This is a genomic window from Mesorhizobium japonicum MAFF 303099, assembly GCF_000009625.1.
GTDB lineage: Bacteria > Pseudomonadota > Alphaproteobacteria > Rhizobiales > Rhizobiaceae > Mesorhizobium > Mesorhizobium japonicum.
This window is the reverse complement of record NC_002678.2, coordinates 382,210-395,705: the sequence shown is the minus strand read 5'-3', so window position 1 is coordinate 395,705 and position 13,496 is coordinate 382,210. Positions and strand designations below refer to the sequence as shown.

The 13,496-nt window shown below is 62.4% G+C and carries 12 protein-coding genes and 1 tRNA gene; 6 read left to right on the top strand and 7 right to left on the bottom strand.

Annotation, left to right across the window (positions count from 1 at the left end):
* The first annotated feature begins 41 nt into the window (after positions 1–41).
* A complete protein-coding gene (locus MAFF_RS03230) occupies positions 42–788 on the top strand; it encodes a 3-oxoacyl-ACP reductase family protein (RefSeq protein WP_010909456.1) in 747 nt (248 codons plus the stop codon).
* A gap of 210 nt (positions 789–998) precedes the next feature.
* Positions 999–2,879: a L,D-transpeptidase family protein gene (locus MAFF_RS03225; protein WP_010909455.1), complete on the top strand. Its 1,881-nt coding sequence runs from the start codon at positions 999–1,001 to the stop codon at positions 2,877–2,879.
* A 4-nt stretch (positions 2,880–2,883) separates the two neighbouring features.
* On the opposite strand, the gene MAFF_RS03220 is transcribed toward MAFF_RS03225, so the two are convergent.
* The 5 genes from MAFF_RS03220 to MAFF_RS03200 all read right to left on the bottom strand — a co-directional run bounded on the left by MAFF_RS03220 (position 2,884) and on the right by MAFF_RS03200 (position 5,678).
* Entirely contained in the window at positions 2,884–3,366 is a 483-nt protein-coding gene (locus MAFF_RS03220; RefSeq protein ID WP_010909454.1) for a hypothetical protein, read from the bottom strand.
* 112 nt (positions 3,367–3,478) lie between these two features.
* Complete coding sequence (locus tag MAFF_RS40490) at positions 3,479–4,219, bottom strand: lysozyme inhibitor LprI family protein (RefSeq protein ID WP_048894769.1); 741 nt, start codon at positions 4,217–4,219, stop codon at positions 3,479–3,481.
* A gap of 147 nt (positions 4,220–4,366) precedes the next feature.
* Positions 4,367–4,624: a PepSY domain-containing protein gene (locus MAFF_RS03210; protein ID WP_010909452.1), complete on the bottom strand. Its 258-nt coding sequence runs from the start codon at positions 4,622–4,624 to the stop codon at positions 4,367–4,369.
* A 160-nt stretch (positions 4,625–4,784) separates the two neighbouring features.
* Positions 4,785–4,859, bottom strand: a tRNA-Val gene (locus tag MAFF_RS03205).
* Positions 4,860–4,994: 135 nt separating this feature from the next.
* Positions 4,995–5,678: a phosphoglycolate phosphatase gene (locus MAFF_RS03200; protein ID WP_010909451.1), complete on the bottom strand. Its 684-nt coding sequence runs from the start codon at positions 5,676–5,678 to the stop codon at positions 4,995–4,997.
* A 182-nt stretch (positions 5,679–5,860) separates the two neighbouring features.
* On the opposite strand from MAFF_RS03200, the gene rpiA reads away from it, so the two are divergent.
* From rpiA to gor, 3 genes are all read left to right on the top strand, one after another.
* A complete protein-coding gene (gene rpiA, locus MAFF_RS03195) occupies positions 5,861–6,592 on the top strand; it encodes a ribose-5-phosphate isomerase RpiA (protein WP_010909450.1) in 732 nt (243 codons plus the stop codon).
* A complete protein-coding gene (locus tag MAFF_RS03190; RefSeq protein WP_044547624.1) occupies positions 6,579–7,217 on the top strand; it encodes a DUF2059 domain-containing protein in 639 nt (212 codons plus the stop codon). Before rpiA ends, MAFF_RS03190 begins: the two co-directional genes overlap by 14 nt.
* A gap of 121 nt (positions 7,218–7,338) precedes the next feature.
* Positions 7,339–8,730 (top strand): glutathione-disulfide reductase, encoded by a 1,392-nt coding sequence (gor, locus tag MAFF_RS03185; protein ID WP_010909448.1) that lies wholly within the window; start codon positions 7,339–7,341, stop codon positions 8,728–8,730.
* A 106-nt stretch (positions 8,731–8,836) separates the two neighbouring features.
* On the opposite strand, the gene mgtE is transcribed toward gor, so the two are convergent.
* Both mgtE and MAFF_RS03175 read right to left on the bottom strand, forming a co-directional pair.
* Positions 8,837–10,201, bottom strand: a complete 1,365-nt coding sequence (gene mgtE, locus MAFF_RS03180; RefSeq protein ID WP_010909447.1) for a magnesium transporter — start codon at positions 10,199–10,201, stop codon at positions 8,837–8,839.
* A gap of 272 nt (positions 10,202–10,473) precedes the next feature.
* On the bottom strand, positions 10,474–12,366 hold the full coding sequence (locus MAFF_RS03175) for an ABC transporter ATP-binding protein/permease (RefSeq protein ID WP_044547623.1): 1,893 nt from the start codon (positions 12,364–12,366) through the stop codon (positions 10,474–10,476).
* A gap of 645 nt (positions 12,367–13,011) precedes the next feature.
* Here MAFF_RS03175 and MAFF_RS03170 point away from each other — a divergent pair.
* Positions 13,012–13,464, top strand: coding sequence for a hypothetical protein (locus MAFF_RS03170; RefSeq protein ID WP_044550441.1), 453 nt, complete (start codon positions 13,012–13,014; stop codon positions 13,462–13,464).
* Positions 13,465–13,496: the final 32 nt, after the last annotated feature.

Here is a 13,496-nt window from a genome sequence, read left to right as displayed (position 1 = left end):
CAGATATTTGTGTATCAATCGCTACATAAATGGAGAAACCGATGTCTTCCAGCAATTTGAACGGCAAGGCGGCACTCGTCACCGGCGGCAGCCGGGGCATTGGCGCGGCGATTGCGCGAAGGCTCGCGGCAGATGGCGCCGATGTCGCGCTGACCTATGTGCATGGCGAGGAACAGGCCCGCTCGGTCGTCGCCGAGATTGAAGCCAAGGGCGGCCGCGCCATCGCGATCAGGGCAGATAACCGCGATGCTGAGGCCATAGACAGGGCCGTTGACGAGACCGCCGCCGCCTTCGGCCGGCTCGACATATTGGTCAACAGTGCCGGCATCTGGCGCGCGGCACCCATCGACACATTGTCGTTAGCCGACTTCGACGAAACCATGTCGGTCAATCTCAGAGCCCCGTTCATCGCCTCGAAAGCGGCTGCGGCACATATGGGCGAGGGTGGCCGAATCATCTCGATCGGCAGCAATCTCGCCGAACGCGTCACCGACACCAACCTCGGCGCCTATTCCGCCAGCAAGGCGGCGCTGGTCGGCTTGACCAAGGCACTCGCACGCGACCTCGGTTCGCGCGGCATCACCGCCAATGTCGTCCATCCCGGTTCGACCGACACCGACATGAACCCGGCGGATGGACCGCATGCCGAACACCAGCGCCAAAAGATGGCGACGCCGCGATTCGGCAAGGCCGATGACATCGCCGGCATGGTTGCCTGGCTCGCCGGTCCGGAAGGACGTTTCGTCACGGGCGCGGCGTTGACCATCGATGGCGGCGCCAACGCCTGAATTCTGCGGCATTCCCAGGGCCGGAGCGAAACACCCGCGCTCCAGCCGTCACTATCTTGTGAAACCGTTCTGCAACAGGCTTTCCAAAATTTATGGAAGCTTAACGAAATCGGTATGAATCGGTATAGTCGCGCCTTACATCCGCCATGCGGTGAGCGAGACGGTTTAGCGTGCGGAACGGGAACCGGTTGCGACCGGAGCGGGTGATCCATGAAATTCCTCGGTAAAAAAGCAACCGCGATGCCGCTTGTGGCGATCGCTGCAACGCTCGCTCTTGGCGCGCCTCAGGCAGGCGCTCAGGGGCTCTTCGACATGCTGTTCGGCGGCGGCGTCAGGCATGAGCCGCAGGGGGAATTTCCGCCTCCGCCAAAGCACAAACCCAAAGTCCCGGCCGGCGGCGGTGGCGGCGCGAAGATCAGCGGACCGTCCTATTACACCTACAAGGCTGACAAGCTTATTCGCGTCGACTTCTCGACGCTGTCCGCCGCGCCTCAGCCGGCGACGCCGCAGGACGCGGCGTTCGTTCCGTCGGCAACGGGGGCTGCTTTCCACGACGCCATTGCTGGTCTCAGCGACTACGAACTCTATGCCGAGCCCGACATCGCGAAGGCACTGATCGCCTATTACTCGGCCAATCCGGACTTCATCTGGGTGAACGGAACCAGCCCCAACAACCGCGCCCAGGATGCGGTGCGGGTGCTGGGCGAGGCCGCGAGCTATGGCCTGACGCCCGCCGACTATACGGTCGATGTGCCGGCCACGACTTCGGCCTCAACGGATGACGCGGCCAAGCTCAGGGAACTCGTGCGCTTCGAGATGGCGCTGTCGGCACGCGTCTTGCGCTACGCCCATGACGCCCAGAACGGCCGTGTCGAGCCCAACCGGATGACCGGTTACTATGATTTCCCGGCCAAGCCGCTCGACATGGTCGGCGTGCTGAAGACGCTGGCGCATACGCAGGAAGTGCGCACCTATCTCGAATCACGGCATCCGCAGAATGCGGAATATCAGGCGCTGCGCGTCGAACTGGAGGCCCTGCAGGCCAGTGCGGAAAATGAGATCGTCGTCGATCCCAAACTGCTGCTGAAGCCCGGCGAGACCAGCCCCGAGCTGCCAAAACTGCTGTCGCTGATCGCGCGCAATCTCGATGACAATATGGGCGGCACCTATGGCGAGCTGCTGTCGCGGCTCGCGAGCAGCGAGGTTTATGTTCCCGAGCTGGTGCCGCTGATCAAGGCGGTGCAGGTGAAGGAAGGCATGAAGGGCGACGGCGTCATCGGTCCGCGCACCGTCGCCTTGCTGGCCGGCACGTCGAAGGCCGACAGGCTGCTCAAGGTGCAGGTGGCGCTTGAGGAACTGCGCTGGCTGCCTTCCGATCTCGGCAGCCCGCGTGTCTTCATCAACCAGCCGGCGTTCACCGCGAGCTATATCGACAATGGCGAGGAGAAGCTGAAGACGCGCGTCGTCGTCGGCCGGGTGACCAACCAGACGGCTTTCTTCTACGACCAGATCAAGCAGGTCGACTTCCATCCCTATTGGGGCGTGCCGCAGTCGATCATCGTCAATGAGATGCTGCCCAGATTGCGCAGCGATCCCGGCTATCTCGACCGGGCCGGCTACGAAGTGACGGATTCGCGCGGCAAGCGCATTCCCTCGTCGGCGGTCAATTGGGGCGCTTATGGCGCCAACATTCCCTACAGTGTGCGCCAGCAGCCGAGCGAGGCCAATGCGCTGGGCGAACTGAAGATCCTGTTCCCCAACAAGCACGCGATCTACATGCACGACACGCCGCAGAAATCGTTCTTCAAGCAGGACATGCGTGCGCTCAGCCATGGTTGCGTGCGCCTGCAGGATCCGCGCGGCATGGCGGCGGCGGTGCTCGGCACCTCGGTCGACTATGTCGCCGAGAAGCTCAAGCACGGACATTCGACCGAGGATGTGACACGCAAGATTCCGGTCTATGTCGCCTATTTCACCGCCTGGCCCGACATGTCCGGCAAGGTCGAGTATTTCAGCGACGTTTATGACCGCGATTCGCGGCTGAAGCAGGCCCTGGACGCCACCGAGGCCGTGCGCTCGCCGTCGAGCTGATCGATTAGATTTGCGACAACGGGCGGCGGAAACCCGCCTCCCGCCCGGCGATCAGCCAGTAGATCAATCCGGCGACGAGGCCGGCGGCTGCGATGATGCCGATGTCGGCCCAGCGCTCCGGATCCATATCCTCCGCCGGAACCGGCCAGATCAGGAAGAAGCCACCGGCGGCGGCAGCGGCGCCGAAGACCATGTGCATCAGGGCATTGCGCAACGAGAAGAACTCGGCAATCAGCGCGAAGATCAGCGTCTGCAGCCCGGTCACGACAATCGTCAGGAAATAGACGAACATGCCGAGCGGTGGCACCACCAAAACGGCGATCGGGCTGACGCCCATGACATCGAAATAGGCCGGCGCGTTGGGCAGCGAACTGAGCGCGGCGTAGATCGCCGCCACGGCGACCAGGCCAACCAGCACGGCGACCAGATAGCCGGCCAGCATCATCAGGATGCGTTTCATCACATACTTCGCCGTCGCCATGCCCATACCCCCATGCGGCGCAGTCAACCGGTTCAGTCAGCCATCAAAGACGATCCGGCGCAAGGGCAGGCACAGAGCGGGACGCTTTGGCAGGCTTTGTGGACACGAAGCACGCCGATCAGGCGCCGCCACACAGATGCTCGGAGTCCGGCAAGGCCCACGAACCTTTCGCAACAAGATCGATCGAATAATAGACCCGGCCACGGTCGTCGCCCTTCGGACAATCCCTGGGAACCGCGATCAGGCACATCACCACGGGTTCGCCGACCTTCGAGGCGGCAAGGCCCGGTTCGCGATCATAGGAGACAGCCCCGCCGCCATTGGTGAAGGTGGCTGCGCTGCCCGCATCGGGCGAGGCGGTTTCGAGCGGAGCGTCGCCGAGCCGCGCGGTCAGCGTCTTGATATGGGTGGACGCGCATTGCCCGACGGCCGAGGGCAGGGGCTGGTCATTGTTGCCGGGATTGCGCGCGGCGGTATCCAGAGCCTTCTTGCCGATCAGCGCGATGTTGTAGTCCTGCACCCAGGACGGCGCATTGCCATAGGTCTGCAAGGCGTTGTTCAGCGCGCTGACGATGCAGGCTGTATCGCTCTTGCAGGCATTGCGGTCGGCAATCAGCCCGCGGGCGATCTTGCGCTTGTCGCCGCCGAAGGCTGGCTCGAAACCCTTGTAGGCCTTGGCGACCAGCAAATCGATGGCCGACAGCTGCGGATCGGCGCAGATCGCCTTCTCTGCCGGCAGGCTCGCCTTGGCACAGTCGAAGGACGGTCCGTCGGCCCGCGCAGAAGGCGTTGCAAGCATGCCGCCAGCCAGGATGACGGCGAGAACGAGTATGACATCGGTTCGAACGGAAAATCGCATGACTGCCCCCAAGCCAACAGCGCTGCCCACGCCTGGCGTGCATATCACACGCCAAGGATGGACAATTTGCGGCAATCGGATTGGCCGTCCAGGTGCACGGAGAAAACGGGCAGACCCGTCGAAATGAAGAGGCTCTGCCGGCAGCTCTTACTTAGGCTCGGCCGTCACTGGATCGTAGGTGATTTCGACCTTCGCCTTGTCCGACGTGTAGTAGGTGACGGTATAGGCGCCATTGTCCCAGTCGACCTCTTTCACATAGCGAAAGCCATCGCGCTGCTCGACCTTGGCGAGGATCTCCGACAGCTTCTTGGCGTTGGGCGGCGGCAGCGGCTTGTCATCCGCAGCCAGAGCGGGTCCGGCAGCGAGAAAAACGGCGACGCTGGTTGCCACGAGAAATCTGGACATGGTTTTCCCTCAAGTTTCGACGCAAGGAAACTCGCTGGCCGGGTGGTTGGTTCCGGATGGGAGGCCAAGCGTGCCCGGCCATGTCCGCGCAAACTGCAATTCGCCGCGCCGCTGCCGACAAAGCATTAACGGGCTAAGGCTGGAAAACCATTTGGGAAGATGGTGGGCGATGCAGGGATTGAACCTGCGACCCCACCCGTGTGAAGGGTGTGCTCTCCCGCTGAGCTAATCGCCCGCTCGTTGCCCGAAGGCCAAGCGAGCCGCGATATAAGGGAGGCCGGCCGGTTAAGTCAAGGCGCTCTCCGGCGTTCTTTCAGAGATCGGATTCTGCGCCATTTCAGAGCCCGGCGGTATTCTTGTTGCTGTTCGCTCAGTGTCCCGCGGCGCGGATCAGCCGCTCCGCCAATTCCACGGTCAATGCGTCGAAATGCGAGATCACCGCCGAAGGTTCGAATTCGCGGACATGCCGGTCGGTGTAGCCGAAATCGACCGCCACCACCGGAATGCCGGCGGCCTTGGCGGTGTCGATGTCGGTTTGCGAATCGCCGACCATCAGGGCGCGGTGCGCATCGCCGCCGGCCAGCCGGATGGTTTCCGTCAGGTGGCGCGGGTCGGGCTTGCGGAAGGCGAACGTGTCCTGGCCGGCGATAGCCGCGAAATGCCTGGTCAAGCCAAGCGCTTCGATCAGCGCCAGCGAGTTGGCTTCGTATTTGTTGGTGCAAATGGCCAGGAGATAGCCAGCCTTCTCGAAGCGCGCGATCGCCTCGATGACACCGGGGTAGGGGCGCGATTTGCCGGGGATGTTGTCGGTGTAATGATCGAGGAACAGTTTTAGCAGCCGGTCGTGCTCGGCAACGTCGAGCGAGCGCTGCTGGGCGGCGTGCGCCCGCTCTATCATCACGCGGCCGCCATGGCCGACGAAGCGCCTGAAGCCGGCCTCGTCGACAGCCGTGAGTTCGCTGGCGGCCAGGCTGTGGTTGAGGCTGTCGAGCAGGTCCGGCGCTGTGTCAATCAGCGTTCCGTCGAGGTCGAACACGATGATCGGGCGACTCATGATCCATCCTGCGCAGGTTTGTGCATTGGCAGGCGATAGCGGCTGCGGCGCGTCAAGGCAAGCAAAGCGGTGGACAGGCGCCCAATGATCAAAGGCTTTGAGCACGGTCAAAAGCTTTGACCCGGCCGGCAAAAATGCTAGGAGCCCGAAACACAAGGTTCCCCGGGGCAGCAAGCAGCAGCATGGATGCAAGACAGTTGAAAGTCGAGGCCGCGCGGGCCGCCCTTGCCCATGTCAGCGACGGCATGCGGCTCGGCATCGGCACCGGCACGACTGCCGAAGAGTTCGTGCGACTGCTCGCCGACAAGGTCGCCACCGGCATGACCGTCATCGGTGTGCCGACGTCCGAGCGCACCGCGGCACTTTGCCGTGAGCTTGGCGTGCCGCTGTCGACATTGGAGGAAACTCCCGAGCTCGATCTTACGGTCGACGGCGCCGATGAGGTCGATCCGGAACTGACCTTGATCAAGGGCGGCGGCGGCGCACTGCTGCGCGAAAAGATCGTTGCCGCAGCCTCGCAGCGCATGATCGTCATCGCCGACCGCTCGAAGATGGTCGAGACGCTCGGCCGGTTTCCGCTGCCGATCGAAGTCAACCAGTTCGGCCTGCGCGCCACCGAGATCGCCATAGCCAAGACGGCTGCGGATCTCGGCCTTTCCGGTCCGATTACATTGAGGATGACGGGAGGCCAGGCTTTTGTTACAGACGGCGGCCATTTTATCCTCGATGCATCTTTTGGCCGCATTCCGGATACAAGAGCGCTTTCGAATGCTCTCCACGCCATTCCGGGCGTGGTCGAGCATGGTCTTTTCATCGGGCTGGCGTCAACGGCCATCATCGCCGGCGGCGACGGCATCCAAACCGTCCATGCCGCCCGAAAACCAGGGAGTTCTACCAACCATGATGTTGCATAACCGGGTTCGCGGCCTTTGCGTCGTTCTGGCGGCTTCAGCCGTTTTCGCCTTCTCGTCGCCGGCGTTTTCGCAGGACGTCACGGAGTCGCACCTGAAGGCCGCCCGCGCTGCGGTCGCGGCGATCCATGCGACCGACCCGTTCGACAACATCCTGCCGCAGGCGGCCGCCGCGCTCGAATCGCAGCTCATCCAGAAAAACCCGGATATGCAGGAGCTGATCGGCAAGACGATCAACGAGAAGGCGCTGGCGCTGGCCTCGCGCCGCGCCGATCTCGAGAAGGAAGCAGCCCTTGCCTATGCGAAGGTGTTTTCCGAAAAGGAACTCAACGAGATCGCGGCCTTCTACAGCTCCGACTCCGGCAAGAAGCTGCTCGACAGCGGCCCGACCGTGACGCGTGATTTGGTCAAGGCTGCCGACATCTGGCAGAACGGCCTTGCCCGCGATCTCGCCCAGCAGGTCGGCGAAACGCTGGCCGCGGCCGCCAAGGCAAAGGCGCCGGCTGCCCCTGCGCCCGCTGATGGAGCTGCTCCGGCCGACAATGCGGCTCCGGCGGATGGCGCCGCACCTGCCGACGGCTCGGCGCCGGCCGACGGCTCCGCTCCCGCCGACGGCACGCAGAACTGATCCTGCGTTTTCAAAATGTGGCCTTGCGGCCATCTGTGAAGCCCGGCTTGTCCGGGCTTTTCTTTTGGCCATTGGCGGCCTACCTGTCACTCACATTTTCCGACGTTCAAGGAGCCGCCCCATGGCCGGTTATGACTACGATCTTTTCGTCATCGGCGGCGGCTCCGGTGGGGTGAGGGCGGCGCGCGTTGCCGCGACACTCGGCAAGCGCGTCGGCATCGCCGAGGAATACCGATTTGGCGGCACCTGTGTCATCCGCGGCTGCGTGCCGAAAAAACTCTATGTCTACGCCTCGCAATTTCCGGAGCATTTTGCCGATGCCGCCGGCTATGGCTGGACGGTGCCGGAGGCCAGTTTCAATTGGCAGACACTGGTCGCCAACAAGGACCGCGAGATCAGCCGGCTGGAGGCAATCTACAAGAAGAATGTCGAGGGCGCCGGCGGCGAGACCTTCCCTTCGCGGGCGATGATCGTAGACCCGCATGTGGTGCATCTCCTGGACGACGACCGCACCGTCACCGCCGACCAAATCCTGATCGCCACCGGCGGCCGTCCGGCGGCCCACCCGGCGCTTCCCGGCCATGAGCATTGCATCTTTTCCAACGAGGCTTTCGACCTCAAGGAACTGCCGAAGGCGATCATGATCGAGGGCGGCGGCTATATCGCGGTCGAGTTCGCCAACATTTTCCACGGCCTCGGCGTCGACACCACGCTGGTCTATCGCGGCAAGGAGATCCTCAGCCGCTTCGACATGGATCTGCGCCGCACGCTGCACGAGACCATGGAAAAGAAGGGGATCAAGATACTTTGCCATGCAGTGAGCGAGCGGGTGCACAAGCGGCCGGACGGCCGGCTCGACGCCCTTCTCACCAGCGGCCAGACCCTGACGGTGGACCAGGTCATGCTGGCCATCGGGCGCATTCCCAACACCGAGAATATGGGTCTGGAAGGCATCGGCCTCGAGATGACCCAAGCCGGCGCGATCAAGGTCGACGAGTACTCCCGCACCAACATCGACAATATCTGGGCGATCGGCGACGTCACCAACCGCGTGCAGCTGACACCGGTGGCGATCCACGAAGCGATGTGCTTTGTCGAGACGGCATTCAAGGGGAATCCGACCGCGCCCGACCACGACACCATCGCCACCGCGGTCTTCTCGCAGCCTGAAATCGGTACTGTCGGTCTGTCGGAAGACGAAGCCGTGAAGCGTTTCGCCGATGTCGAAATCTACCGCGCCAGCTTCCGGCCGATGCGGCATACGCTCTCGGGCCGCGACGAGAAGATGCTGATAAAGCTGGTGGTCGACGGCGCTTCCCGCAAAGTGCTCGGCGCCCACATATTGGGGCCGGATGCCGGCGAAATGGCGCAGCTGCTCGGTATTCCGCTGAAGGCCGGCCTGAGCAAGGATGATTTCGACCGCACAATGGCCGTGCACCCGACCGCGGCGGAAGAACTCGTCACCATGTACAAGCCGACCTACCGCGTGAAGGACGGCCAGCGCGTCCAGTGACGAGCGCGGCTTGCTCCATAAAAGTCGACGGAAGCATCTACGGCAGGCAAGCCTGAAAGGCGGAAGCCGCCGCCGGCCATGGCCAGCGGCGGAGACAGCAATACGGCTACAGCAGCGTGCCGCGCAGGATGACCTGCGCCACCGAGAAATAGATCACCAGCCCGGTGACATCGACCAGCGTGGCGACAAACGGCGCCGATGCGCTGGCGGGGTCGAAACCGACCCGTTTCAGCGCGAAGGGCAGCATCGACCCCGAGAGGGAGCCGAAGGTGACGATGCCGACCAGTGCAGCGCCAACCGTCGCGGCAATCAGCGGCCAGTGCGGGCCGTAATCGTAGAAACCGAAATACTGCCACAGCGTGATGCGGCAGACGCCGACAACGCCAAGGATCGATCCCAGCACCAGGCCGGTCGGCAGTTCGCGCAAGGCAACCCGCCACCAGTCGCCGAGGCCAATCTCGCGCAGCGCCATCGCCCGAATGACCAGCGAGGTCGCCTGCGAGCCGGAATTGCCGCCGGAGCTCATGATCAGCGGGATGAAGAGGGTGAGCACGATCGCCCTTTCCAACTCGCTCTCGTAGCTCTGCATGGCATTGGCGGTCAGCATTTCACTGAGAAACAGCGCGCACAGCCAGCCGGCGCGCTTCTGGATCATGGCGAGGAAGCTCATCTTCATGTAGGGCTCGTCGAGCGCTTCCATGCCGCCGAAGCGGTGCACATCCTCCGTCGTTTCTTCGATCATCGTGTCGATGATGTCGTCGATGGTGACGATGCCGAGGATCTTGCCATGGTCGACGACCGGCACGGCGAGAAGATCATATTTGGAGATCGTCTGCGCCAGGGTTTCACGATCGGTCAGCGGGGTGACCGTGACCGGCACGCGGTCCGGTGCCACCGACAGGACCGGGTCGTCCGGCTCACCAGTAATGAGCCGGCGCAGGCCGGTCGACCGCACCAGGAGATGCGTTTGCGGATCGACGATGTAGATCGCGTAGACGGTTTCGCGCGTCCGCTCGACCTTGCGGATGTAGTCGAGCGTGCGCCCGACGGTCCAGTCCGAGGGAACGCTGACGAACTCCGTCGTCATGATCGAAGCGGCGCTGCCTTCGGGATAGCCCAGGATGGAAAGCAGAGTGGCGCGCAGCGGCGGCGCCAGTGCGCCGAGCAGTTCGGATCGCGCCGGCTCGTCGAGCTCGCGCAGTATGTCGGCCGCACGGTCGACCGACATGGCGGTGAGCAGCTTGCTTGCCTTAGCGCGGGGCAGGGCGTCCGCGAGTTCGGGCGCACCGTCGAGTTCGGGCTGGTCGAAGATCTCGACCAGCCGTTCGAAGGGTACGGCGCAAAGCAGATCCGTCGCGGTTTCGCGCGATTCATGGTTGAGCGCCTCGACCACGTCGGCGACATGGTCGTTTGCAAGGATGCGGGCGATGGCAACGGCCTCGTCGTCCGCCACGGGGGAAAAATCATTCATGGTTCACTCCTTGCCGTCCGGCAGGACATGAACCATGTGGGGTCACGTGTAGACGGACGGCGGTTGCGTTCGACTAATACTGTCGCCAGGCATGGCGCGGTGACCTTTCCGCTTGCGGGTTCGCGTTTGACTATCAGCAAGCCGGCGCAACATAGGGGCGCGCCTTGCCGAGTCAATCGCGGTGAGTGAGGAAAACGGCGCCCGATGGCTCCGATCGCGATACTGTGACCGCCGACCGCCGTGCTGCCCGGCAAGTCGTGGTGAAATCAACGTTATTTCTGCTTCAGCCGGCGCGAGAAACGCAGCCATTTATCCTCGACCGGCCGTGGCTGGGTCAGAATCGTGGTGAGTTCGACTGGCAGGGTCGGAGTCAGCGGCTTCTTGGTGGCGACGCCGTCGGCGATCAACACGATCGAGTGGTAGAACTCGGTGCCGGCAGCCGATCGTGGCGCCACTGCTTCGTGCATGACGCTGATCACGGTGACATCGGGGCAGTTGTCCTTGATCGCCTGGTGGAAGGCAATCTTGCCCTCCGGGTCGAGGGCGCCGGTCGCCTCGTCGAGGAACAGCAGCCCCGGCTGCTGCAGGATGATGCGGGCCACCACCAGCTTCTGCTTCTGGCCGCCCGACAAGACCTGATCCCAGCTTTTGCCTTCACGGCTTTCATTGGCCATATGCTCGATGAAGTCGCCAAGGCCCGCCTTGTGCAGCGCCGACGCGACCTGGGCATCGCCATGGTCGTGCTCGGAGCCCGGCAGGCAGACCAGCTGTTTCAGCGACACCTGCTGGAGCTTGACCTCCTGGGCGGCGTAAAAACTCTTCACCCCGTCGGGGAAGACAATGGTGCCGCGGCCATAAGGCCAGAGGCCGTTGATCGCCTTGATCAGCGAAGTCTTGCCGCAACCGGATTCGCCTTTGAGGAACGTCCACTCGCCGCGCCGGAAGCGCAAATTGGCGGCACTGAGGAACGGTGTCGCGTCCTCGCCCTGATGTGCCAGTTCGAGCTTCTGGATGGTCAGGCCGAAAACAGGGTTCTGGCTGGCATAGTGGAAGTCGGACTGACCGGTCTGGCTGTAGAACGCCTGCGGATGCTGGACGTTCTCGATCGCGTTCGCCAGTTCCGTGACACGCTGGCTGTTGGCGCGCAGCGTGGCGATGGCGGGCATGACATGGATGAACCACGAGCACTGGCTGATCAACTGGGCGACCATTTCGGAGCCGGTTATGTAGCCCTTGTAGTCCAAGCGATTGTGTATGAACGACACCAGACCGGGACCATAGGCGACGATCCGGGCGCCGAGGAAGTTGTAGATCAGCTCGAACGACGTGTAGCCATTGTTGACGACATTGAGCTTGCCCCAGGTCTTGTCGATATCGACATAGAGCTTGTCGTGCATCGACTTTTGCACATCTTCGCCATGCGAGGCGGCGACATGGAAGCTGCGGCGCAGGAACGTCGTCAGTTCACTGCGGTAGCTGCCCTCGGCCTGCTGCATGCGGATATTGAGCCGCTCGAGCAAGCGGCCAAGCTTGACCGCAATCCAAGTGTTCAACGGCACGTAAATGGCGACGGCGAGGAAGGCCAGCACTGCGCTGCCATAACCGCCGAGGAACTCCAGTCCTTTGACCTCTACCGAGGATCCGATCAGATTTTCGCCGATAAAATAGAGCGAGGTCGCAACACCCAGAACGCCCATGGCGAGACCGATCGCCCCGCCCGTCATGTCCTTGATCGATTCCTGGATGCGCTGGTCGATGTTGTCGGGTGCGACGATACCGCCAGCCGCCGAACCATGCTGAGCATGGAAGTGGGTATGATTGCCGTCGAGCAGAGCCTTGTTGAACTGGCTATTCAGCCAGCCGCGCCACTTTCGGTGCAGGGTTGCCGAGACAAGACCGCGCACGCCGGTGAAGCCGGCATCCTTGAGCACGACCAGCAGCACAAGTATGCCGGCATTGGTCAGAATTGCCTGCAGCGGGCTGGTGTTGGCCGCATCGTGGAAGAAGGCGATCGAATTGCCCAACTCGCCCAATGCCAAGGCAAACCAGACGCCGGCCTTGCTGGAAAGCGCCGTCAGCAGGGCGATGACGACAGTGAGCGTCCAGGCTTCCTTCCAGCGCTCGGAGAACCAGTAGGCCTTCATCAGCCCCCAGAAACTGCGCATCGAGGATACCGGCGTCAAATGCGACCGCCCTGCGGGGCCGCGGTGTAGTCTATCCGGTACTGACTCCTGCGATCGTCTGCCGATCCGAATCACGATCCCGCCCAAACCTTTTTTGTTTTGTTACGGATGGTAACACCAATTGATCATTTTCCATTAATTTTTGTAGAGGTTCGGCGAGATTTGAAGATCCGGGCGTGTCTTGAAGGCAACAGAACGGGCTTTCGAACGTTTCGCGGAAGCCGGTGGAAAGGCGATTTAACGCAACAATGTCAGATGGTTACTTGATTTCGATATGGCGCGCCATCACCTTCCCTAAGGGAAGGTTCTCACACGATTTCGTGACTCATTCTGGCTTGTCCGGCGAGCCGTTTTTTCGTTGGGGCTAACCAAATTCCCGAAAACCGACCGTCCTTTGACGTCTGATTCCTGCCGCGATCGGCATTTCCGGAGGCCGAGAAATGACCAGAAAGGGTCTTTGCGGTGAGGCTTATTTGTCGATCACCACTTCACCGCCCTTGAATCCGACATGCCTGACCATGGCGCTGGAATCGATCGGCTGGAGCGGCGTTGACAATTCCCGGGTTCGGGATTGAACCTTTCGAGGTGTTGCCGACACCCATGGTCGTCCAACAGGAAAGCTTCCCCATGTTCACGCGCGCAACCGCATCAGCGGCTTTCATCCTCATCGCCTGGTTATCCCTCTTTACTTGGGGATCTTTGGCGAATGCAGCCGAACAGAGCATTCCGGCCAGCGCTGAGGGCCAGATCGAGTTCAACACACCGTCCGACAACATTGGCTGCATCTACACGCCGAAAGGCGGCACCAACACGTATGAGCCTCAGGATGGCGGCCCTGAACTGAGTTGCTCGCGCGTCGAGCCGAGCTACATCACCATCATCCTCGGCCCCAAGGGGCCGGCGACGCTGATCAAGAACCCCGGCGAACAGCCTTGCTGCAGCGATGTCACAAGGCTCGCCTACGGCAACAGCTGGAGCGCTGGGCCGTTTTCCTGCCAATCGTCAACGAAGGGCCTGATCTGCGCGGCAAGCAACGGCCATGGATTTTTCATCAGCAAGGCCAAGGTGACGGTGAAGTAGGCCTGCGCTCGCAGGCGAAGGAATGGCCCGGC

Excerpts from the sequence above, each read along its gene's own strand:
- MAFF_RS03200 (WP_010909451.1), bottom strand. The coding sequence starts at position 5,678 with ATGAGTCGCCCGATCATCGTGTTCGACCTCGACGGAACGCTGATTGAC.
- MAFF_RS03225 (WP_010909455.1), top strand. The coding sequence starts at position 999 with ATGAAATTCCTCGGTAAAAAAGCAACCGCGATGCCGCTTGTGGCGATC.
- MAFF_RS03230 (WP_010909456.1), top strand. The coding sequence starts at position 42 with ATGTCTTCCAGCAATTTGAACGGCAAGGCGGCACTCGTCACCGGCGGC.
- MAFF_RS03210 (WP_010909452.1), bottom strand. The coding sequence starts at position 4,624 with ATGTCCAGATTTCTCGTGGCAACCAGCGTCGCCGTTTTTCTCGCTGCC.
- mgtE (WP_010909447.1), bottom strand. The coding sequence starts at position 10,201 with ATGAATGATTTTTCCCCCGTGGCGGACGACGAGGCCGTTGCCATCGCC.
- MAFF_RS03175 (WP_044547623.1), bottom strand. The coding sequence starts at position 12,366 with ATGCGCAGTTTCTGGGGGCTGATGAAGGCCTACTGGTTCTCCGAGCGC.
- MAFF_RS40490 (WP_048894769.1), bottom strand. The coding sequence starts at position 4,219 with ATGCGATTTTCCGTTCGAACCGATGTCATACTCGTTCTCGCCGTCATC.
- rpiA (WP_010909450.1), top strand. The coding sequence starts at position 5,861 with ATGGATGCAAGACAGTTGAAAGTCGAGGCCGCGCGGGCCGCCCTTGCC.
- MAFF_RS03170 (WP_044550441.1), top strand. The coding sequence starts at position 13,012 with ATGTTCACGCGCGCAACCGCATCAGCGGCTTTCATCCTCATCGCCTGG.
- MAFF_RS03190 (WP_044547624.1), top strand. The coding sequence starts at position 6,579 with ATGATGTTGCATAACCGGGTTCGCGGCCTTTGCGTCGTTCTGGCGGCT.
- gor (WP_010909448.1), top strand. The coding sequence starts at position 7,339 with ATGGCCGGTTATGACTACGATCTTTTCGTCATCGGCGGCGGCTCCGGT.
- MAFF_RS03220 (WP_010909454.1), bottom strand. The coding sequence starts at position 3,366 with ATGGGCATGGCGACGGCGAAGTATGTGATGAAACGCATCCTGATGATG.